Annotated in this window: 17 protein-coding genes and 8 tRNA genes; 6 read left to right on the plus strand and 19 right to left on the minus strand. The window is 46.8% G+C overall.

The window, feature by feature from the left end:
• Positions 1-4: 4 nt before the first annotated feature.
• From FTT89_RS03085 to FTT89_RS03100, 4 genes are all read right to left on the minus strand, one after another.
• Positions 5-586 (minus strand): TetR/AcrR family transcriptional regulator, encoded by a 582-nt coding sequence (locus FTT89_RS03085; RefSeq protein WP_160241108.1) that lies wholly within the window; start codon positions 584-586, stop codon positions 5-7.
• Positions 587-739: 153 nt separating this feature from the next.
• Entirely contained in the window at positions 740-1255 is a 516-nt protein-coding gene (locus tag FTT89_RS03090) for an acyl-CoA thioesterase (RefSeq protein WP_005179490.1), read from the minus strand.
• 286 nt (positions 1256-1541) lie between these two features.
• Positions 1542-1721 (minus strand): hypothetical protein, encoded by a 180-nt coding sequence (locus tag FTT89_RS03095; RefSeq protein WP_225876368.1) that lies wholly within the window; start codon positions 1719-1721, stop codon positions 1542-1544.
• Positions 1722-1990: 269 nt separating this feature from the next.
• Entirely contained in the window at positions 1991-3022 is a 1032-nt protein-coding gene (locus FTT89_RS03100; RefSeq protein WP_180087680.1) for a patatin-like phospholipase family protein, read from the minus strand.
• Positions 3023-3151: 129 nt separating this feature from the next.
• Between FTT89_RS03100 and chrA the strand changes: the two genes are divergently transcribed.
• On the plus strand, positions 3152-4351 hold the full coding sequence (gene chrA / locus FTT89_RS03105; protein WP_180087679.1) for a chromate efflux transporter: 1200 nt from the start codon (positions 3152-3154) through the stop codon (positions 4349-4351).
• Positions 4352-4417: 66 nt separating this feature from the next.
• Here chrA and FTT89_RS03110 read toward each other — a convergent pair whose 3' ends face one another.
• The 3 genes from FTT89_RS03110 to FTT89_RS03120 all read right to left on the minus strand — a co-directional run bounded on the left by FTT89_RS03110 (position 4418) and on the right by FTT89_RS03120 (position 9061).
• Positions 4418-5893: a sodium:alanine symporter family protein gene (locus FTT89_RS03110; RefSeq protein WP_180087678.1), complete on the minus strand. Its 1476-nt coding sequence runs from the start codon at positions 5891-5893 to the stop codon at positions 4418-4420.
• A 74-nt stretch (positions 5894-5967) separates the two neighbouring features.
• Positions 5968-7206, minus strand: coding sequence for a sodium/glutamate symporter (gene gltS / locus FTT89_RS03115; RefSeq protein WP_016659325.1), 1239 nt, complete (start codon positions 7204-7206; stop codon positions 5968-5970).
• 598 nt (positions 7207-7804) lie between these two features.
• On the minus strand, positions 7805-9061 hold the full coding sequence (locus FTT89_RS03120; protein WP_180172664.1) for a DcaP family trimeric outer membrane transporter: 1257 nt from the start codon (positions 9059-9061) through the stop codon (positions 7805-7807).
• 384 nt (positions 9062-9445) lie between these two features.
• Here FTT89_RS03120 and FTT89_RS03125 point away from each other — a divergent pair, with 384 nt between their 5' ends.
• Positions 9446-10150 (plus strand): nitroreductase, encoded by a 705-nt coding sequence (locus FTT89_RS03125; protein ID WP_104471189.1) that lies wholly within the window; start codon positions 9446-9448, stop codon positions 10148-10150.
• Positions 10151-10243: 93 nt separating this feature from the next.
• On the opposite strand, the gene FTT89_RS03130 is transcribed toward FTT89_RS03125, so the two are convergent.
• Complete coding sequence (locus FTT89_RS03130; RefSeq protein WP_180172665.1) at positions 10244-11464, minus strand: multidrug effflux MFS transporter; 1221 nt, start codon at positions 11462-11464, stop codon at positions 10244-10246.
• Positions 11465-11599: 135 nt separating this feature from the next.
• Between FTT89_RS03130 and yccS the strand changes: the two genes are divergently transcribed.
• The 4 genes from yccS to FTT89_RS03150 all read left to right on the plus strand — a co-directional run bounded on the left by yccS (position 11600) and on the right by FTT89_RS03150 (position 18095).
• Entirely contained in the window at positions 11600-13774 is a 2175-nt protein-coding gene (gene yccS, locus FTT89_RS03135; RefSeq protein WP_168399061.1) for a YccS family putative transporter, read from the plus strand.
• Positions 13775-13858: 84 nt separating this feature from the next.
• Positions 13859-14419, plus strand: a complete 561-nt coding sequence (locus FTT89_RS03140; protein ID WP_005179510.1) for a YcxB family protein — start codon at positions 13859-13861, stop codon at positions 14417-14419.
• A gap of 166 nt (positions 14420-14585) precedes the next feature.
• Complete coding sequence (locus tag FTT89_RS03145) at positions 14586-17186, plus strand: sulfite reductase flavoprotein subunit alpha (RefSeq protein WP_180108441.1); 2601 nt, start codon at positions 14586-14588, stop codon at positions 17184-17186.
• Positions 17187-17300: 114 nt separating this feature from the next.
• Positions 17301-18095, plus strand: coding sequence for a YdcF family protein (locus tag FTT89_RS03150; protein ID WP_168406253.1), 795 nt, complete (start codon positions 17301-17303; stop codon positions 18093-18095).
• A 13-nt stretch (positions 18096-18108) separates the two neighbouring features.
• Here the strand turns inward: FTT89_RS03150 and FTT89_RS03155 are convergent, their stop codons facing one another.
• From FTT89_RS03155 to FTT89_RS03205, 11 genes are all read right to left on the minus strand, one after another.
• Positions 18109-18570: a DUF2750 domain-containing protein gene (locus FTT89_RS03155; protein WP_005179520.1), complete on the minus strand. Its 462-nt coding sequence runs from the start codon at positions 18568-18570 to the stop codon at positions 18109-18111.
• Between the two features lie 75 nt (positions 18571-18645).
• Positions 18646-18721, minus strand: a tRNA-Val gene (locus FTT89_RS03160).
• Between the two features lie 99 nt (positions 18722-18820).
• A tRNA-Asp gene (locus tag FTT89_RS03165) sits at positions 18821-18897 on the minus strand.
• Positions 18898-18948: 51 nt separating this feature from the next.
• Positions 18949-19024: transfer RNA gene (locus FTT89_RS03170), tRNA-Val, on the minus strand.
• A 65-nt stretch (positions 19025-19089) separates the two neighbouring features.
• Positions 19090-19166 (minus strand) — tRNA-Asp (locus FTT89_RS03175).
• Between the two features lie 15 nt (positions 19167-19181).
• Positions 19182-19257, minus strand: a tRNA-Val gene (locus tag FTT89_RS03180).
• A gap of 20 nt (positions 19258-19277) precedes the next feature.
• A tRNA-Asp gene (locus FTT89_RS03185) sits at positions 19278-19354 on the minus strand.
• 51 nt (positions 19355-19405) lie between these two features.
• Positions 19406-19482: transfer RNA gene (locus FTT89_RS03190), tRNA-Asp, on the minus strand.
• Between the two features lie 26 nt (positions 19483-19508).
• A tRNA-Val gene (locus FTT89_RS03195) sits at positions 19509-19584 on the minus strand.
• Between the two features lie 277 nt (positions 19585-19861).
• Positions 19862-20392 carry a cell wall-recycling L,D-carboxypeptidase ElsL gene (gene elsL / locus FTT89_RS03200; RefSeq protein WP_104488696.1) on the minus strand — a complete coding sequence of 177 codons (531 nt, stop codon included), beginning with the start codon at positions 20390-20392 and terminating at the stop codon, positions 19862-19864.
• A complete protein-coding gene (locus FTT89_RS03205) occupies positions 20389-20778 on the minus strand; it encodes a YbaN family protein (protein WP_180006974.1) in 390 nt (129 codons plus the stop codon). The genes elsL and FTT89_RS03205 overlap by 4 nt, the downstream gene beginning before the upstream one ends.
• Positions 20779-20845 lie beyond the last annotated feature (67 nt).

Here is a 20845-nt window from a genome sequence, read left to right on the forward strand (position 1 = left end):
AGGCTTAGCGCTCCTGCGCATCAATAAGCGGCTGAAGCCGGACTGGTGCCAGCACCATCTCAATCAGCTGCTGAATATAGTCGGCATCGGGCATCCGGTTAAAGAAAATAATCTGGTAATGAATCGGTGCATATAGCGTGTCGAGCATCAGTTCAAACGGATACTGCGCCACAATTTCGCCACGCTGAATCGCCAGCTGAATCAGCTTGCGCATCTGTTCACGCCGTGGCAGCAAATATTCACGAAAAAATGCTGCGGCAGTTTCACGCTGCTCGGCCATCACCACCAGTACCGCCCGCCCAACCTGATGGTTCAGCGCCTGACTCAGCTTAAACAATTGCTGGGTCAGGTTAAACTGCAAAGACTGGCTAAAGTCGAGTTCAAAAATCGAGGCGGTTTGCAGCTTAAAGGCATCGAACACCAGTTCGGATTTATGTTTCCACCAGCGGTAGATGGTCGATTTCCCCACACCGGCCCGCGTCGCAATATCCTCAATGGTCAGATGGCTATAGTCATACTCTGCCAGTGCCTCGACCACAGCATTTAAAATACATTGCTGCCGCCGTGATGATTTTTCAGTTTCCATACCTAGCCCAAAACGAAACGATACGTATCGTTTTATAATAAGCCAGTTGGTGCCGGCTGGCGAGTGATTCTTTTGTCGTCTGGTATGAAAAAATTTGGCAATAAAAAAAGACCTAAAATTTCAGGTCTTTCTTCAACACAGTGAAAGTCAGACTTAAATCGACTTCTTGTAAATACTGCAAGATGGATGAGTACCTTCCTGTAAACGCGCCACTTTACGCTGTTCTGCCGCTTCAAAACGGCAGCGTTTCCAGTCATTGTCCAGATTTAAGGCCGGCACCTGTTTGGGTTTGCCCTGCTCATCAACTGCGACCATGGTAAAATAGCAACTGTTGGTATGACGCACGGTGCGTTTTTGAATGTTCTGCGCTTCGACGCGAATGCCAATTTCCATGGAAGTACGGCCTACATGGTTCACACTGGCCAGGAAAGTCACCAACTCGCCGACATGAATTGGTTCCTTAAAGTTCACTTTATCTACCGAAAGTGTCACCACATAGCTGCCTGAATAACGGCTGGCACAGGCATAAGCCACCTGATCCAGTAATTTTAGAATTGTTCCCCCATGAACATTACCGGAAAAGTTTGCCATATCTGGCGTCATTAACACCGACATGGTTAATTCAGATTGATCTTCTAAGATGGGTTTAAGCTGATCTAATGGGGACATCTTGTTTTCGGCTCTTATAAAAGACAGGATATGTGAATATTATTATATCGTTTTTAACACAAATTAAATGTTCAATTCGGCAATAAAGTCATCATTATTATTTATGGTGATTGGGGTATTATTTAGAAAAATATATAGTGTTTTGCGCTATTACTTGAATTTTCAATTATTTATCCACATCCCGACACCACTTGAACAGGATTTCAGCAGGCGCGTCAGGAGGTGGATTTTTTCCATTCGGGCAGATGAGTTCAGCCCAAAATTGGACTTTTTACTGCCTGAGCTTTTAAGCCGGGTTGATATGACGCAACATTTCCGGCGACACGTGACCATAATTTAAAACATTTTGTACATCGAGCTGGGCTTCAATTTCATAGGAACCATCGGCATTAATTTTTTTAATGGTAAAAATAATTTGTTCCATGTTGGCCAGTTGTACAGATTGTCCAATGTGTAATTGCTTCATGCTCATGCCCTGCTCAGTTTTAGCTTCTAAGATAAATCGTTATATTCTGATGCGGCCAGTATAAGAGCTTTATTAACAACAGGTAAACTTAAATAGCTGAATTAAAATACACTTATATATAAACTTTAAATATTAATCACAACCTTTTGAGCATGAATCGAAATACCTTTATTGAATAACATCAGGCAATTAACGCCAAAAGCAAATTGCGATATGAGCATTCTTGTCATTTTTATTCGACTTAAGTTATAGAAAAAACCGGCAGCATTCTAGCGCCCCGAATGTATCTCAACAGTATTTTGTTGCAGGTTATAGGTTTGAATCCGGTGACCATCGGCATAGCCTTTATGCTGATAGACCTGCGAAATCTGCCCCAGCTTGCCATAGGCGGCGACCACACCGGCCTGCATGGTGGCTTCACGACCCTGCACATCAAAAATATGTGCTTTTTCGCGTAAATCTGGCTGAATTACAATATCGGCATGTTTCAGCTCTTCCTGGGCCAGATGCTTCTGCATGATATTAATATTCTGGTTAAATAGTCCCCAGACATGGCTGGTTTCGGTATACATCGGCTGGGCCAGAATATCGACTGCAATCACAATGTCCGCACCCAGCTCGCGGGCGACATTTACCGGCACCGGGCTGACCAGTCCACCATCGACATATTCGGCATCGGCAATTCGGGTCGGAATAAACATGCTTGGAATAGACACCGACGCCCGTACCGCCTGTCCGGTATTGCCGGCATTAAACACCACTTTCTTGCCCTGTTTTAATTCGGTGGCCACCACATACATCGGAATTGGCAGCTGCTCTAAAGGCAACTGGTTGACCTGCGTATTGACATAGTTCTCGACTTTTTTGCCATCAAAGAAGCCTTTCATATCCAGCTTGATGTCACGGACATCATTAGCCTTCATGTTCAGGGCAATCTGACGCAGCTCATGCGCGCTTTTGCCGCTGGCATAAATCGACCCGACAATACTGCCGGCACTGGTCCCGACGATAAAATCCGGACGGATGCCATTTTGTTCCAGCACTTCAATTACGCCAATATGGGCATAACCGCGCGCGCCGCCGCTGCCCAGCGCCAAGGCAATGACCGGGTCCTGTCCGGTATATTGCGGCAACGTTTTAAAGTTCATGCGTGCGTTCTGCTGGCTGGCCTCTGCCATTGCCGGGGTTGCCATTAATTGGGAGGACACCCGCTGATGCTGTTCTGGCAGATGCTGACAGGCGCCTAAGGTCAGCATGACTGCCCCCATCACACTGATAAAGCCAAGATTTTTATTCAACATGAATTCCTCGATCTGAACTCGACAGGCCTGCTGTAGTCTAAGGAGATTTTCTGCAGTGCATTGTTTAAATTCGTTAAACTGTCATCTGCTCAGTTTAAACTTAAGTCGGGTTTTTTAAAATTCTAGCCAATGTCTTCTTTATCTTATTCACAGATTTTTCTGATTTTCTTTAAGCTGGGATGCTTGTCTTTCGGGGGCCCAGCCGCGCATCTGGTATTTTTTCACCAGACCTTTGTGCAGCGTTTGCACTGGCTCAAAGATGAAGACTATGCCCAGGTCGTCGCTTTAGCGCAACTGTTACCCGGCCCGACCAGCAGTCAGGTTGGACTGGCCATTGGCTATTTAAAACGTGGCTATTTAGGCTCGGTGGTGGCCTGGCTGGGTTTTACCCTGCCCTCGGCCTTGCTGATGACCCTACTGGCCTTTATCGGTCAGCAGTTATTTCCATGGATCAGTTCGGCGTATTTTCATGCCATTCAACTGATTGTACTGGCGGTGGTGTTCTGGGCCTTCTGGCAAATGCTGCAAAACTTTTGCAAAAGCTGGTGGCAATACCTACTGATGCTCGTGTCCGCACTCATGATCTGGTTCCTGCCACTGTCATATAACCAAATTCTAGTGATTGTGCTGGCTGGTCTGGCCGGCATGTGGATTGCCAAAACACAACCTCAAAGCGGCAGTCATACCACGCCGAGTTTTCAGCTGGAACAGCGCAGTTTCGGCTCGACTACACTCTGGCTAATCTTATTTATCTGTCCATTTCTGCTGCTCGGTGCGCTGAACTGGATCAATCCGAATCTGCTGGCTGAAGGCTTTTTAGGCTTTTATCAGTCTGCTGCACTGGTCTTTGGTGGTGGGCATATTATTTTACCGCTGCTGCATCAGGACTTTGTCAGTACCGGCATGATCTCAGCCCAGCAGTTTGATTTAGGCTATGCCTTTGCCCAGCTCATGCCCGGTCCTTTATTCAGCTTTGCCAGCTATGTCGGCTATTTTCTGGATTTAACTGCCTATCCTGTGCTGAACGCGATTATTGCCACCATCGCCATTTTCCTGCCCTCGTTCTTTCTGATTTTTGCTACCCTGCCGCATTGGTCGTGGCTGATGCATCAGGACAAAATCAAACATGCGGTGATTGGTATTAATGCCGCGGTGGTCGGTTTATTGCTGGCGCTTATTGTTGATCTGGGACAGGATTATTTAACATCGGTGCTGGATCTGGCTTTTGTAATGTTTGTGATTGTTTTACTGAAAAGCAAACTGCCAGTGTGGGTCAGCCTGATAGGCAGCTTTGGCGTGTATATGGGTTTGCTGTCTTTGCTAAGCTAAAGCATCTAAAAGATAACCTGCTATTAATAAAACAACAGCCTCATGATGAGGCTGTTGCTGTTTGTATTACCAAATATCGGAATTAACCCGGTCTTTAAATTTAGGATGATTGTCCAGTTTAAATTCCGGCTCTTTCACGCCACGCTTCAGCTGTGCTTTGAAGTCTTTTAGCAACATCAGCACAAATGGCGTCAGCAGTAAAATGGCAAACAGGTTGATGATGGCCATCACGCCCATAAACAGATCGGCCATCGACCAGATCAGTGGTACGGTGGCAATCGCGCCGAAATACACCATAAACAGCACCAGCAGACGGAAAATCAGCATGATCTTGCGGTTGTTGTTAATGAACTGCACGTTACCTTCGGCATAGGCGTAGTTCCCAATAATCGACGAATAAGCAAACATAAACAGGAGAATGGCCAGGAAGTCATCACCCCAATGGCCAATCTGGCTTTCCAGCGCCATCTGGGTCAGGGTCACCCCTTCAAAACCGGCATTCTGATATAAACCGGAAGACAAAATGATGATTGCGGTACATGAACAGACAATAAAGGTGTCCACGAATACGCCCAGCATCTGTACCAGCCCCTGATTCACTGGATGTTTTACATCCGACACAGCAGCCGCGTTTGGTGCAGAACCCATCCCCGCTTCATTGGAGAACAGACCACGCTTGATGCCCATCATCATCGCCATCGACACCATCGCCCCAAAGAAACCACCGGCAGCGGCATCAAACTCAAAGGCCTTACTGAAAATCAGGCGGAAAATATCCGGAATAATCGGCAGGTTAATCACTGCGATATATAGCGCCACCACCAGATATAACAGCGCCATAATCGGGACAAACTTCTCCGCCACTTTGGCAATGCGTTTAATCCCGCCAAAAATAATCATAGCGGTCATGACAACCAGAACCAGGCCCAACCAGGACAATTCAAAACTGAACGCACCCATTGGAACAGTCAGATTGGCCTGATTCCAGCCCCAAGCATGTGATGTGGCACTGATAATCGAGTTGGCCTGCACCGCGTTAAACACGAAACCGTAAGTTAAAATCAGGGCAACCGCAAATACTACACCCAGCCATTTCTGTTTCAGGCCTTGGGTAATGTAATAGGCCGGACCACCACGGAACTGATGGTTGCTGGTATCACGCACCTTAAATAGCTGCGCCAGTGAAGATTCGACAAAGGCCGAACTCATGCCTAAAAATGCGGTAAACCACATCCAGAACACCGCACCCGGACCACCAATCGCAATCGCAATCGCAACACCGGCAACGTTACCGACCCCGACCCGACTGGCCAAACCGGTCACAAGGGCCTGAAATGGGGTAATCCCATAACTGTCTTCGCCTTTTTTACGGCTCGACCTCATGGCTTTAATACTGTGCCAGAACAGGCGAATTTGTACAGCGCCGGTGATCAGGGTATAAAATATCCCGACACCAACCAGAAAGATCACCAGAAAATCCCACAGCGGGGTATTTAGAAGCGTCACCCAGGACATTAGGGTTTCATTTAATTGTTCATTCATTTTTTCGCACCCTTTGCTGATTGAGTCATCCTAAAAAGAAAAGCCTTTTAACAAGGCTTTTCCACTCAAATTACTTAAACAAAAAACTTAAGAATGACTTGAATGACAGTCGCATTAATCAAGTCGACAAAGAAAGCACCACACAGCGGTACAATCAGGAAGGCTTTATGAGAAGCACCGTACATATTGGTAATGGCCTGCATGTTGGCAACCGCAGTAGGTGTTGCACCCATACCAAAACCACAGTGACCCGCAGCCAGTACAGCAGCATCATAGTTTTTACCCATAACACGGAAGGTAATGAAGGCCGCATACAAGGCCATGGTGATGGTTTGCGCGCCTAGAATGACCATTAGCGGGCCCGCCAGATCTGCCAGTTGCCATAATTTCAATGACAGCAATGCCATCGCCAAATATAAAGACAATGAAGCGTTACCAAATACGTCAATCGCACGGTCAAAAATAGTGACTTTGAAAATACCTTCTAATACGTTACGCAGAATTACCCCACCAGCCAAAGCCCAGACGAAAGTTGGCAACTCAAACAGCGTACCTTTGGCATAACCGGTCATAAACTCGGCAAAGGCCAGACAGGCTGCAAATAAACCTAAAGTGGTAATGGCATTGTCTGCAGTAATTAAACGCACCTGATGCGGATATTCAAATGGCACAAACTCACCCGGTACCGGTTCAACTGGCGTATTGTCACGCTGTTCAATTTGCGCATCGGTACTTGGTGTAGCCAACTGATAACGGTTGATCAGCAGTTTGGCCAATGGCCCACCAATAATACCACCAATAATCAGACCGAAGGTCGCACTGGCCATCCCCAGGGCCAAAGCCCCCTGAATACCATGTTCAACCTCAAGGATTTCACCCCATGCACCCGCAGTCCCGTGACCACCGGTTAAGGTAATGGAACCGGCAATCATACCAATTAGCGGATCAATGCCCAATACTGTCGCCAGACTAATCCCGACAAAGTTTTGTACAATGATGAATAGTGAAATTGCGATCAGAAAGATCACCAGACCAATACCGCCTTCCCGCAGTTTGGCAAAGTTGGCACTTAAACCGATGGAGGCAAAGAAAATCAGCATAAAACTGGTTTGTAGCGCACTACTGGTAGTAATGCTGTAGCCCCAGAAATTGTGCACGATTAAAGACACTACCGCAGCGACCAAACCGCCCGCGACAGGTTCCGGGATGTTGTAACGTCTTAGAAAATCAATATTGTTAACTAAAAAACGTCCCAAAAGGAGAACGATTACAGCCGCAATTAAGGTGTAAAACGCATTAAAAGTAAATTCCATGGCAATATCCATTTAATATGGTCAATGCTTATTGTTTTCCGGTTCTGATTATTTAAACCTGATGATATAAGCACCTTTTATGATAAGGCTGCTCTGTTTAATTTAAATAAACGGGAAAACTCTGCAATATGAATAATGTAAATCAGAAAAAGTTCTGAGTTGGCGAAGAAGCATCTGAGCTGGAGCGCAAGACTCAGCGTCGCTCCTCAAATTCATATCAACCGGCACTGCCTGAAAAAGAGGGAGTGAAAAATAAAATACAGACACTTCAGTGGCAGGGTAATGTCAGGCTGAAATCTCTGAATAGGCTTACTATAGAAAGATAATCTCATATAGGCTCCTAAACATAGAAAATGCATTGCTTCATGTAGCCAACAAATACATCTTAATTCATAGAAAAAGCTGAACAATACAGCTTAAAAAATCGCACATTATGCATCTTTTTCTCTAAAAATCTTTATTTTTTTAACGCTATTCGCTATTAGTCTAACTTATTGCTTTTAACTATAAATTTAAGCAACTGAATTTAAAATTGTTTTTTTAAAAATTGGTAAATAAAAAAAAGAGGTGGCAAGCCACCTCTTTTTTGGTTCAGCACTTAGAAGTTATAACGTGCCATTAAACCAAAACGGTTGTCTTTAAACGTTTCACCTGCAAAGGTTTCACGCTCACCGTTGATATATTCAATACCCAAATCAACTGGTTTTACTGGCGAATAAATGAAGTTTAACCATGCTTGATACACTTCTTTATTTGCATCTTCATTTAAGGCTGCGTAGTCTGTGCCATCATCTGAAAAAATAGCACCATAGCCCAGTGTTGAACGCAAGTTTGGCGCAAACTTATAGGTTGCACCGACCTGGAAAGCAGTAAACTCATTTTGTTCAATATTTCTGCCGTCTAAACTGTAAGCCGTATTCGAACCATATAAATAATTACTATTGCCGACTACATGAGAGACATCTGCTGAAATTTTTAAAGGTTCTGTCACCTGATAGTGCGCACCAGCAGCTACACCCCAACCTGTTTTGTCATCACCTGATTCAGCCTTATAGTGTTCAACTAATGCACGTGCTGATGCGGCACCTTTACCTTCAGCAAAGCCTTGAGTCAATTTAGCTGTTACCGTTGGTACACGATAAGTCACATCACTACCAGTAGCAGAGCTATTCCCTTCTTCAGCAGAAACCAACAATTGAGTCGCCGGTGCCAGTTTGTGGCTATAACGCACTTGTGGAATACGGGTAGTACCGCCGCCGACGTTGGTACCAAAGTCAATCATTTCTGGTGCATGATTTGACAGGAAGTTAGAGGTGGTTTGACCCAATAACCAGTTGTCCAGCGTTAAGTATGCATGACGGATACGTAATGCATCGTTGGTTCCAGCAAAGTCAACTTCAATTTTACCGCCCACTTTACGGTCACCTACTGGTGAAGAGAAATCGAGACCTAAACGTGTAGTTTTTGGGGTTGCACGTAATTTGTCTTTAGCAGCACCTGTGCTGGTATGTACCGAGTTGAAGTCATTGTCTGCACCTTCAACAATATAGTTAGCATCACCACGCACAAAACCGTACAGATTGACTTCAGCACCGCCCTTCGACTTTAAGGAAAATGGTGAAGCCGATTTTGCTGCAGGTGCCGGTTGTGCCTGAACTTGCTGAATCTGGACTTGTTGCTGTTGCTGAACCTGTTGCTGCTGTTGAATTAAAGCTTTGAGTGCTTGTACTTCCTGGCGTAATTCTTGAATTTGTTGTTGTTCAGTGCTTGCTGCCTGTACCGTAGAGGCCATTGCTGCTGTAATTGCGACCGCTAATGTTTTTGTGATAAGTGAAGTTTGGATTTTACGATCCATGAGTTTCTCCAGAGTAAAAAATAATGCTCATCCGTGCTCTTTTAAGACATTTTAAATACTGACTCAGATGGCAAGCATCCCTGATTTAAATGTCATTTAATCATCACACTTTTGCTATTTATCAAATAATTAAAAGTCTTATCGATAAAGAATTACACAAAACTGTAATCGTTTTATGCTTTCAATCTAACAATTAATTTATTTTATTAAAATCACTTTTAACGTATAAGGATAAAGGACTGATCAATTTTTCTAATTCTCATTTGCAAAAATATCGAATTATCATGGTTTTATCGAAAAGTAAAAGCTGCCTACCCGGTTAAATATTAGACTATTGTATATAGCGACAGTTGATTAGAACATAAACATTTTAAGGGATTTTTCATGGATAAAGGACAAGTACAACTGGTCGATCAGGCCATTAGCTCGCGTCATTCGGTGCGCGCCTTTTTAGATCGTCCGGTCGATCCGCAAATGATTAAAGATATTCTAAGCGTGGCCAGCCGCGCACCATCCGGCACCAATATTCAGCCGTGGAAGGTGTATGTAGTGACCGGTCAAAAGCGTCAGGAACTCATTGATCGGGTCTGTCAGGCACAAACTGAACTGTATTTGCATCCTGAACGTGCGGCCGATTATCAGGCCACCTTTTCCTATTATCCGGAACAATGGTTCTCGCCGTTTATTGAGCGGCGCCGTGAAAATGGCTGGGGACTGTATGGCCTGCTCAATATTGAAAAAGGCGAAAAACAGAAGATGGCCGCGCAGCATCTGCGTAATTTTCAGCTGTTTGATGCACCGGTAGGCCTGTTTTTCACCCTGCATCGTGACCTGGAAATTGGTTCGAAAATGGATCTTTCTATGATGATGCAAAACGTGATGATTGCCGCCAAGGCACGCGGGCTGGACACCTGCCCACAAGCGGCATGGAATAGTTTTCATCGCATTGTACTGGAGGTCTTAAATGCCCCGGCCGATGAAGAACTGGTCTGTGGTATGGCCTTGGGTTATGCCGATCCAGAGCATATTGTAAATAGCTTTATTACCCCGCGCGTACCGGTCGAAGAATTTGCCGTATTTGTAGAATAATTTTTTAGCTCTGGCCCTCACGCTGCAACAGCTTAAAGAGCAAAGAAGAAACCGCCCGGGTTTCTTCTTTTTATTTATAAGAATGAATCGGGGTTAGGCTGTTTTTAATTTCCGCTCCCGATGCATGATATACATCGCACTCACCCCAATCAGAATAAACAGCAGCATCACACTGCCCATATTTAATAAAGCATCCCAGATCAGTACATTCAACATTAAGCCGCCAATTAAACCGCAGCTAAATTGCATACTGCCCATAATCGCGCTAGCTGTACCGGCACGGGCACCCTGCTCCGACATCGCCAACGCCATGGCATTGGGGCCAGTAAAACCAATTCCGGCCACAGCTAAAAACAGCCCGGCAAAAACCACAACAATCGGCGCATGGCTCATCAGCCCGGCGATGACCAGAATTAGCGCGCCAGTGCCCTGCACCGTACCGCCTATTTTTAAACGGGTCATTAAAGAGCTGCTGGTTGCCAAATGCTTGTTTAAGGTCGAGGCCAGCATAATACCGACCGCATTGGCACCAAAAGCAATCGAAAACTGCTGCTGGTTCAGGCCATAACCATCCATCAGAACAGCGGCAGAACTGCTGATATAACAGAACATCGCCCCGCCGGTAAAACAGCCGGCAATCATCGGTAAATAAAAACTGCGGTCCTTAAAAATCGCCAGATAGAGGGTCAGCACCTGATAGAAATTCAATTTCAGACGGCGCTCTGGCGGCAAGGTTTCCTGAAAGAAAAAATGAACACATAACCAGCAGACTAAACTCATGATGGCCAGACAGACAAAAATCGCCTGCCAGTCAAAAAAGCTCAGCACAATCGCCCCCAGACCCGGCGCAATAATGGGCGCAATTGCGGTCACAATCATCATGCTGGAAAAAGCCTGCGCGGAAGCCTGCATATCCAGCCGGTCACGAATTGCCGCACGGGCAATTACCACCCCGACACAGCCCCCTAAGGCCTGCAACACCCGCGCTACAATCAGGCTCCATTCATCTTGGGCATAAACACAGAGCAGACTGGCCAGAAAATACAGTCCCAGACCAAAATACAGTGGGGTTTTACGGCCAATCCGGTCACTCAAAGGGCCATAAATTAACTGTCCAATCGCCAGCCCCAGAAAATAAGCCGGCAGACTGTTGGCCACCATTTGCGTGCTGACGCCAAAATCATCTGCCATTTGAGGCAAGGCCGGCAGATACATATCAATTGATAGCGGACCAAGCGAGGTCAGCAAAGCCAGCAGTAAAATCCAGGAAGATGGATACTGCTGCGGGCTTGCACTGGCATGGGAATCGGACATATTCATATTTCTTTTTTAAATGACTGATTTAAAGACAAAGTACACAGTCCATAGTATTATTTCAGGGTACTGAAAGTGAAGTTTCACATAATTGCTGCCCGCTGCATAGCATCTGGCTTCGTTTAAGGAACAGTCTTGAAATCCTGGCTCACACGTCTCAAACACTTTGCCTACAACACGGCCTTTATCTATAACATCCGGATGATGATCGCCTTTGCCGGCACCGCCTTTGTTCCTTATCTGCTCGGCTATCAGCTGGCCACCATTCCGCTAACCTTGGGCGTGGTCGCAGCCGGTTTAAGCGATATTGATGACCGCTTCTCTTTAAGAATCCTGAACCAGACTTATACCTATATCGGCTTTTTTATTACCGCCGCCTCCATTCAGCTGTTGTTTCCACATCCGGTGCTGTTTGCCATTGGCCTGATTATCTCCTGTATCGGCCTGATTCTGCTTGGTTCTCTGGGCCGGCGTTATGCCACCATTGCCTATGGCTGTCTGGTGATTTCGGTTTATGCCATGCTCGGCGTGGACCTGTTTGAAGACTGGTACACCCAGCCAGCCTTGCTGGTGGTTGGTGCAGTCTGGTACGGGCTGATTTCCACCATCAGCTTTTTACTGTTTCCGGTACGGCAGCTACAAGACAAACTTTCGCAAAGCTATGCCTCGTTAGGCGATTTCCTGTTTGGCAAATCCAATCTGTTTGATGTCGATATGACACCCGGCAGCTATCAGCAAAGCCTGATTGACCTGTCAATGGAAAATGGCAAGCTGATTGGCCTGTTTAATGAACTGAAAACCGCGCTACTGACCCGTTTAAAAGGTGACCGTGGCCAGAAAGATACCCGCCGCAGCCTGCAGTATTATTTTATTGCCCAGGATATTCATGAACGCGCCGACTCCGCGCATATTGACTATCAGAAACTGGCCAAAATTTTTGAGCACAGCGACATTCTGTTCCGTTTCCAGCGCATTCTGGCGATTCAGGGCAAAGCCTGTAAAGATTTAAGCGAAAGCATCCTGAAGCGTGAACCCTATATTCACAGCAAACGTTTTAAACATGCCTTTGAAAACCTGAAACACTCGCTGCAAAAGCTACGTAGCGAACAGCAGTATGATCAGGTCTGGGTCAATGCCCTGTTTGCCCTGTATCAGAACCTTAAATCTATTGACGCGCAGTTACGCAACCTGGAAACCGAGCGTTATATCAAGCTGGATAAAACCAAACATATTGAAAACCAGCTTAAAGATGATGACCTGAAAGGCTGGGATGATATGGTCATCCGGATCAAGCAGCATTTAACTCCGGAATCGGTGCTGTTCCGGCATGCCATTCGATTATCGGCGGTGCTGCTGATTGGCTATATTTTTGTCCAGGTCACCAATATTGAATACGGCTACTGGATTTTACTGACCGCACTGTTTGTGACCCAACCCAACTTTAACGCCACCAAACGCCGCTTACGCCTGCGGATTGTCGGCACCCTGGTCGGGATTCTGGTCGGTTATAGCATCTTATATTTTATTCCGTCGGTCGAAGGTCAGCTGTTGCTGCTGGTAGTCAGCGGAATTCTGTTCTTTGAATTACGCAGTAAGCAGTATGCACAAGCCACCGCCTTTATTACCATTCTGGCACTGATTAACTTTAACCTCGATGGCATGGGCTTTGCCGCTGCCCTGCCGCGTATGATTGATACCTTAATTGGCTGCGCACTGGCCTGGTTTGGCGTCAGTTTTATTTTCCCGGACTGGAAATTCCGCCGTTTACCGCGCACCATTCGCCGTGCCTTAAATGCGCAGTGTGATTATCTGACCGAAGTGATCGAGCAATACAAAACCGGGCGCAATAACGGCCTGACCTATCGCGTGGTACGCCGTGCAGCGCATAATACCGATGCCGAACTGGCCTCGCTCATTTCTACCCTGGCCACTGAGCCGGATTTTGATGCCTCGCAAAAAGCCCAGGCTTTTGAATTGCTGTGCCTGAATCATACCTTTATCAGCTATATTGCCGCGCTGGGCGCACACCGGGAAAAAATTGAAGATCCGGAGATTTTAACCCTGCTGGATAAAGCGCTGGAAGATATTCGCGGTGCCTTGCTGAACGATGAAGTACCGGATCTGTCTTCACAAAATATGCTGCATACCATCCGGCAGCGTTTAAGCCAAAATCATCAGGAAGATCAACAGGGATTGATTATTTTGCAGCAGTTATCGCTGATGCTGACCATCCTGCATCAACTGAGTCAGCTAAAACAGAGTTTAAGCCATGACCGTGATCAGGATGCCACCGAACTGGCCTCGTTATAATTCGGATGATTTTGCAACAATAGACTCCTGAAATGCTGTAATTAATGCTAAACTTTTCTGAGTTTGAAATTTGTTAGTCCCACTATGACCGCGAAAAATTTATACGCTTATACTTTACAGCCTGTGAACTACGACATTAGCGAAGCCGAGCAACGTCATGCCCAGCTTTTAATTTGGCGTAGCACCAACAAAATTGGCACCAAAGCCTGGGCGATCATGGGCATTATTACGGCCCTGTCTATTCTGGGGATTATCCTGATCAAGAACTATTCCACCATTTTCTGCTGGGTGGCTCTGGTCTGTGTAGTGCTGTACTTCCTGATCCGTAAATTCGGTCTGGAATGGTATGCCAAACGCAAAATGAATGAATTTCCGGTACAGGAAATTAAAGGCATCCGTCTAGGCGTACAACCGCACGGCATCATCATGCGTCAGCAAATGGGCCTGCAAGAAGGCATGGGCGCGATTAGCTGGAAAGACATTTATGAATGGTATTCTACCCCGGATTTCATTCTGGTGAACTTTACCGTCAAAGGTCAGCAAGGCGCTTATATCTTGCCAAAACGTCTGGATTCTAAAAACTTTTCTTTTAAAACCATTCGTAAGCACCTGCTTGAATCTGTAGGTGAGCCAAAACAGCTTTAAGCCTGTAAGCTCAAAAAAACCTCCACCCTGCTGGAGGTTTTTTTATCCGGTTTGTACCAATCTAAATGATAATGAGAATAAATATTATATTCAAACTCTATTCCATCTCGCTATTCTTCAGTTATAATTTCGCCCATTGTTCTCTTCACACTGCTGCTGTATTGCTATGCTTAAAAAAATATTTTTCCAGCTGCACTGGTTCCTTGGAATTAGTGCGGGCCTGATTCTCGCACTGATGGGTGTTACCGGTGCGATTTATTCCTATGAACAACAAATTCTAAAATGGATGAATCCGGACAGTTATACCGTGCAGGTCGAAAACCGGGCCAAGCTCACCCCGGCGGAAATCTATCAGCATTTTCAGCTGACTCAACCTGAAACCAAAATTAATAGCATTACTATCGCCTCCGATCCGGCAGCATCTTCGAGTGTCAATATTGCCAAAGAAGGCGCACGTCGCGGCCAGAATGTGCTGATTAACCCCTACAGCGCAGAAGTGTTACCCGAGATTAAAGGCCGTGAATTTTTCCAGTTTATCCAGCAGTTACACCGTAACCTGACCGTTGGCCCGGTCGGCAAGCAGATTACCGGCGCCTGTGCCTTGATGCTGATTTTCTTTGTCTTGAGTGGTCTGTATTTACGCTGGCCGAAAAAGCATTCGGTAAAACAGTGGTTCTTTGTGAAGCCGAAACTTAAAGGCCGGAACTTCATCTGGGATTTACACGCCGTTGTCGGCACCTGGGTGGTGATTTTCTACCTGATTCTGGCCTGTACCGGTCTGTACTGGTCCTATGACTGGTGGCGTAATGGCATGTTCAAGGTGCTGGGCGTAGAGCGTCCACAACCGCAAATGCAGGCCAATGCCGCGCCGCAAGGTCAGCGTGGTGCGCCGCAAGGCCGTGAACGTGGCGAAGGTGCTGCGCGTGAAGGTCGTGGTGAGCGTGCAGAAGGACTGGATTCGCTGCAAATGCAGGCGGTATTGAACCAGACCTGGATTGGCGTACAGGCACAACTGGGACGTGACTACTCAACCATGACCCTGAACCTGCCCAAACAGGCCAATGGTGAAGTCAGCCTGAACTTTGTCGATGCAGTACCGCAGCATGAACGTGCCCGCAATAGTGCAACCTATAACTATCAGACGGCCAGCCTCACCGACATCAGCCTGTATGAAGATAAAAAGCTCAATGAAAAAATCATGAGCAGCATGTTACCGGTTCACCGTGGCAGCTTCTTTGGTCCGGTGTACCAGTTCTTTGCCATGGTCGCTTCCCTGCTGATGCCGCTGTTCTTTGTCACCGGCTGGATGCTGTATCTGAAACGTCGCAAGCAGAAGAAACTGACCCAGGCAGCACGGAATAGCGCAAGCGCCGTCACGGTTGATCCAAATGCCAAACCGTGGCTGATTGCCTACGCCACCCAAACCGGCGTGGCTGAACAGCTGGCCTGGCGTACTGCGACCAGTTTGCAGGAAGCGCGTCAACCAGTGACCGTGAAACCGGTACAGCAATTGAGTCTGGAAGATCTGCAATCGGTAGAACAGGTGCTGTTTGTAGCCAGTACCTATGGTACCGGTGAAGCACCTGATTTAGCCTCCAGCTTTGACAAGAAAATCCTGAGCAGCTCGGCCAATTTACAGCATCTTCGTTATGCGGTACTGGCGCTGGGCTCCAAGGAATATCCGGACAGCTACTGCAGCTTTGGTCATAAAATTGATCAGTGGTTACAACGCAATCAGGCGCAGCCTCTGTTTGCCACCATTGAAGTGGACAATGCCAGCAATGAAGATATCCAACGCTGGAATACAGCACTGGCTCAAGCCACCCAGCTTGAATTGCAAGGCATGGACATTCACAAGACCTTTGACAGCTGGATTCTGAAACAGCGTGATCTGCTCAATCCGAACAGTCTGGGTGCACCAGCCTATAATATCGAGCTGGCGCCGCAACACGAAGCACACTGGGAAGCCGGTGATATTGCCGAAATCCAGCCAGGGAACAGTCCTGAGCGTCTGGCAGCCTTTATACAACAGCATCAGATTCAGCGGGGTACCCTGCTAGATTCGACCGGTGAACCGATTGAACAGGCGCTCTGGGACAAAGATCTGACGGTTGAAATCGAGCCGTTTGCCAATCTGGAACATTTACTGGAACAGTTACCGACCCTGCCTGCACGTGAATATTCGATTGCCAGCATTCCATCGCAGCAGATTTTGCGTCTGGTGGTCCGCCAGCAATCCGATGCCCAAGGTCAACTGGGTCTTGGTTCGGGCTGGCTCACCCAACATGCGCCGCTACAGAGCAGTATTGCCCTGCGCATTCGCACCAATGAATCGTTCCACCTGATTGATGACAACCGTCCAATCATCTGTATTGGTAACGGGACTGGTATTGCCGGGCTAATGAGTCTATTACAGGCACGTATCCGTCATGACTATACCCAGAACTGGCTGATTTTCGGTGAACGTCAGCGCGCACATGACTTTTTCTATGAAAATATTGTGTCTGCATGGCAAAGCACCGGCATGTTGCAGCGTCTGGATGTGGCCTTCTCGCGTGATCAGGAACAGAAAGTCTATGTACACCATAAATTGCGTGAACAGGCCAAAGAACTGCAACGCTGGATTGAGCAAGGTGCCGTGATTTATGTCTGCGGCAGTATTGATGGCATGGCCAGCGATGTTGACCAGACCCTGATTGAACTGCTTGGTGAAGCTACGGTGGATCAGTTACGCAGTGAAGGCCGTTACCGCCGTGATGTCTACTAAGTTTTGCTAACTTGCTGAAAACTAAAATTGAAAAAACCGGACTTGATGTCCGGTTTTTTCATCTTGATCTTTTATAATCTGTAGATACATCACGCTATTTATGATTATTCCGCCATGCAGAGTCACAGCCACGCCCCACTGAAACGTCTTCTGAGCCTGATGGCTGCAATTCTACTACTGGCCAATGGTCTGTGGTTGCTCAGTCTGAACAGCTTTCATTTTGGTACCCTGCTGCCGATGCTGCTCGGTGCAGCACTGTTCATTTATGCCTTGTGTTATGTTCCGCTACAGCGCTGGATTCGACAGCGCCCGATCTATCAACAAGGCTGGCGTTTAGTATGGGGTGCTTTCTGGGTCTGGCTACTCAGTGTGGTACTGTTCTTTGGCTACTTACACTGGCAAAGCCTGCATAGCCAACCCAATCCAAATACGCAGGCGATTCTGATTTTAGGCGGGGGAATCCAGCACAACCAGCCAACACCGACCTTGGCCAAACGCCTAAATGCAGGTGCCACGTTGGCCAAGCAGCTGCCACAGATTCCCATTATCGTCAGTGGTGGCGCCGCTTTTGGGAATCAGTGGACCGAAGCCGAAGTGATGGCGCACTATTTAACAGAGCAGCATCATCTTCCGAAAACACGAATTCTATTGGAAGCACGCAGTACCAGTACCGCTCTGAATTTCCACAATTCCAAGGCCTTGCTGGTACAACACGATATTCAGCTCAGTGATCCGATTGCCGTGGTGACCAGTGATTTTCATTTACCGCGTGCGCTGGCCATTGCCCGCAAACAGGGCTATCAGCAGCCCTTGCCCTATAGCGCTCCTACACCACTCTATATTCGCTATAACTCCTGGTTACGCGAATATTTTGCTTATGTAAGTGGTTGGCTACTCAATGAATATTAATACCCAATAAATATTAATTAAGGCGAATGGAACGTGGCGAAGGCAGTTGCAGGTTTTTATAGACCTCAGGTTTTTGCAAATAAATCTGGTAAAGATAGTTTTTAATATCCAGCAGCAGCTTTTCCGGTGCTACCAGCACATTCTGCCCTTCGGGACTAAGATTCATCGACACCAGTGTGCTTTCCTGCCTTAAAAATGGCAGGACTTTTTCAATAAAATCTTTAAAGCTGACTTCCTGAATATCGTAATTTTCCCAGTTGTCTTTGACCAGCAGTTTGGCCAGACTTTTATTTTGCCAGACCGCAAAAGCGCGCTGTCCGGTGGGTGTGGCACATAAGGCCCAGCCGTCATGATACAGCGCAAACACTTGTCCCTGGCTGACCATGATTTCAATAAACTGTTTGTAAATATCTTGAACATTATAGCTTGAAGTTTGAGATTTAGACGCGGCCTTGCGTTGATATGGATTGCGCATAGATCATCCAGTCCATTTTATTGTTTTATAATGCTGGGATTCTATGGAATATTTAAGATTTAGGCAAGAAAGATATGGTGGGCGCTGACGGGATCGAACCGCCGACATTCTGCTTGTAAGGCAGACGCTCTACCAACTGAGCTAAGCGCCCTGAAGAGTAAAAAATAATATATTATTTTTTACGACGCAAGACCAACGAAGTGTGTAGTCTTGGTAATTGATCACATTTTTCACATCAGGGCATGAAAAATGGCGCAGCGGACGGGGCTCGAACCCGCGACCCCCGGCGTGACAGGCCGGTATTCTAACCAACTGAACTACCGCTGCAACGGTAATTGCGTAAGCAATTAAGGTCTTTTAAGCTTTACAGCTTGAATATGGTGGGCGCTGACGGGATCGAACCGCCGACATTCTGCTTGTAAGGCAGACGCTCTACCAACTGAGCTAAGCGCCCTGATTAAGATTGTCAATCTTGATTCCACTATAAGCTCAGGAAACTTATAGGGCTATTCTTTGAGATGGCGCAGCGGACGGGGCTCGAACCCGCGACCCCCGGCGTGACAGGCCGGTATTCTAACCAACTGAACTACCGCTGCATCGCAAAAGAATCATGGTGGGCGCTGACGGGATCGAACCGCCGACATTCTGCTTGTAAGGCAGACGCTCTACCAACTGAGCTAAGCGCCCTCAAAAGCGTTTTATGTAAATGGCGCAGCGGACGGGGCTCGAACCCGCGACCCCCGGCGTGACAGGCCGGTATTCTAACCAACTGAACTACCGCTGCACTTACACAAAGTCACTATTGTGGTTCAAACGAATATTAAAGAAGCTTAAGTGGCGCAGCGGACGGGGCTCGAACCCGCGACCCCCGGCGTGACAGGCCGGTATTCTAACCAACTGAACTACCGCTGCACGTAAGAATCTTTAACGTAAAGGCTTGGTGGGCGCTGACGGGATCGAACCGCCGACATTCTGCTTGTAAGGCAGACGCTCTACCAACTGAGCTAAGCGCCCTTAACGTCTTCATCGTTTGTGAGGTGCATTATAGAGAATCTTTACCGCCTGTCAAACGCTTTTCTGCCAGTTTTCACTTTTTTATGACTGAGTGATTAAAAAATAAGTGATTCGCTAGAAAAACAAACAAATTCTGTATGTTATTTGACTTTATTCAAAAAATTTTATTTTTAGCTCACTTGAGAATAGAAGAAATTTCTTGCAATTACCCCCCTGCTCGCCTGCACATTTTTATTTTTTCCCTGTGAAAAATGGCAGCAAAATTCAGGCTTAAGTCTTATGGCTGGGGTTCAATGGCCAAGGGGCTAAAATCCAGCCGCTTTTCAGACAAATACACCAATGCCTGTTCTGGAATCAGCTCGAACAGCTCGATAATGTCGCGATTGCGCATCCGGATACAGCCATGTGACTTGGGAATGCCCATCGGTTCGGTATCTGGCGTGCCATGCAAATAAATATAACGTTTAAAGGTGTCACAGCCAGCGCCCTGGTTAAAACCATCCTCCAGCCCTGATAGCCATAAAATACGGGACAAAATCCAGTCACGTTCAGGAAACTGTTCGGCCAGCTCATCATCATAAATTTCACCCGTTGGCTGACGGGCAATAAACACGGTATTTTCCGGCGCATCTGCACCAAACTTGAGGGCCACCTGATGCCAGCCACGTGGGGTTTTGCCACTATTTTCTGCTTCACCAATGCCCTTTTCACCGGTAGACACCACATACAGTTTATTGTGTTTTGGTAGATATAAGGTCTGCTCAGATAAATCAACCAGAATATCCGCAGCATGTAGAGGGTAGATCATTCTTTCTTTACCTTTGGTGGAGTGACAACAACAGGTTCAGGGCGTAGCCATAACCAGATTGCCACCACAAACATGGTCAGGTTGGTAAAAATTTTGACTGCCAGCGGAGCCGTGGTAAATAACATGATGCAGGCACTGATCAGCATCATGATGGTGGCAAACCATTTGGCTTTACGCGGTACGGTGCCATTGGCACGCCAGTCTCTTAAGGTCTGGCCATATTTGGGATGGTTCAACAACCAGGCATCCATTTGCGGCCAGCCTTTGGATGCAGCCCAGGCCGCTAAAATCAGAAAGACTGTTGTTGGCATACCGGGCAACACTGCACCAATGAAGCCGAGGATGACAAAAATCACCACCAAACTTCGCCAAAACAATACTCTCATACCGCAACCCTACCCGTCGAATTGCGCTAGTATAAAGCGTTTTTAAACTTTTCTTCGTTGTAATTCT

This window comes from Acinetobacter sp. YH01025, assembly GCF_013420185.1.
Taxonomy (GTDB): Bacteria; Pseudomonadota; Gammaproteobacteria; order Pseudomonadales; family Moraxellaceae; genus Acinetobacter; species Acinetobacter indicus.

Coding starts and splice junctions, on each gene's coding strand:
- FTT89_RS03155 (WP_005179520.1), bottom strand. CDS start 18,570: ATGCGCAATCCATATCAACGCAAGGCCGCGTCTAAATCTCAAACTTCA.
- FTT89_RS03205 (WP_180006974.1), bottom strand. CDS start 20,778: ATGAGAGTATTGTTTTGGCGAAGTTTGGTGGTGATTTTTGTCATCCTC.
- gltS (WP_016659325.1), bottom strand. CDS start 7,206: ATGGAATTTACTTTTAATGCGTTTTACACCTTAATTGCGGCTGTAATC.
- FTT89_RS03130 (WP_180172665.1), bottom strand. CDS start 11,464: ATGTCCGATTCCCATGCCAGTGCAAGCCCGCAGCAGTATCCATCTTCC.
- FTT89_RS03145 (WP_180108441.1), top strand. CDS start 14,586: ATGCTTAAAAAAATATTTTTCCAGCTGCACTGGTTCCTTGGAATTAGT.
- FTT89_RS03140 (WP_005179510.1), top strand. CDS start 13,859: ATGACCGCGAAAAATTTATACGCTTATACTTTACAGCCTGTGAACTAC.
- FTT89_RS03150 (WP_168406253.1), top strand. CDS start 17,301: ATGCAGAGTCACAGCCACGCCCCACTGAAACGTCTTCTGAGCCTGATG.
- FTT89_RS03110 (WP_180087678.1), bottom strand. CDS start 5,893: ATGAATGAACAATTAAATGAAACCCTAATGTCCTGGGTGACGCTTCTA.
- elsL (WP_104488696.1), bottom strand. CDS start 20,392: ATGATCTACCCTCTACATGCTGCGGATATTCTGGTTGATTTATCTGAG.
- FTT89_RS03125 (WP_104471189.1), top strand. CDS start 9,446: ATGGATAAAGGACAAGTACAACTGGTCGATCAGGCCATTAGCTCGCGT.
- FTT89_RS03120 (WP_180172664.1), bottom strand. CDS start 9,061: ATGGATCGTAAAATCCAAACTTCACTTATCACAAAAACATTAGCGGTC.
- FTT89_RS03085 (WP_160241108.1), bottom strand. CDS start 586: ATGGAAACTGAAAAATCATCACGGCGGCAGCAATGTATTTTAAATGCT.
- FTT89_RS03100 (WP_180087680.1), bottom strand. CDS start 3,022: ATGTTGAATAAAAATCTTGGCTTTATCAGTGTGATGGGGGCAGTCATG.
- FTT89_RS03095 (WP_225876368.1), bottom strand. CDS start 1,721: ATGAAGCAATTACACATTGGACAATCTGTACAACTGGCCAACATGGAA.
- chrA (WP_180087679.1), top strand. CDS start 3,152: ATGTCTTCTTTATCTTATTCACAGATTTTTCTGATTTTCTTTAAGCTG.
- FTT89_RS03090 (WP_005179490.1), bottom strand. CDS start 1,255: ATGTCCCCATTAGATCAGCTTAAACCCATCTTAGAAGATCAATCTGAA.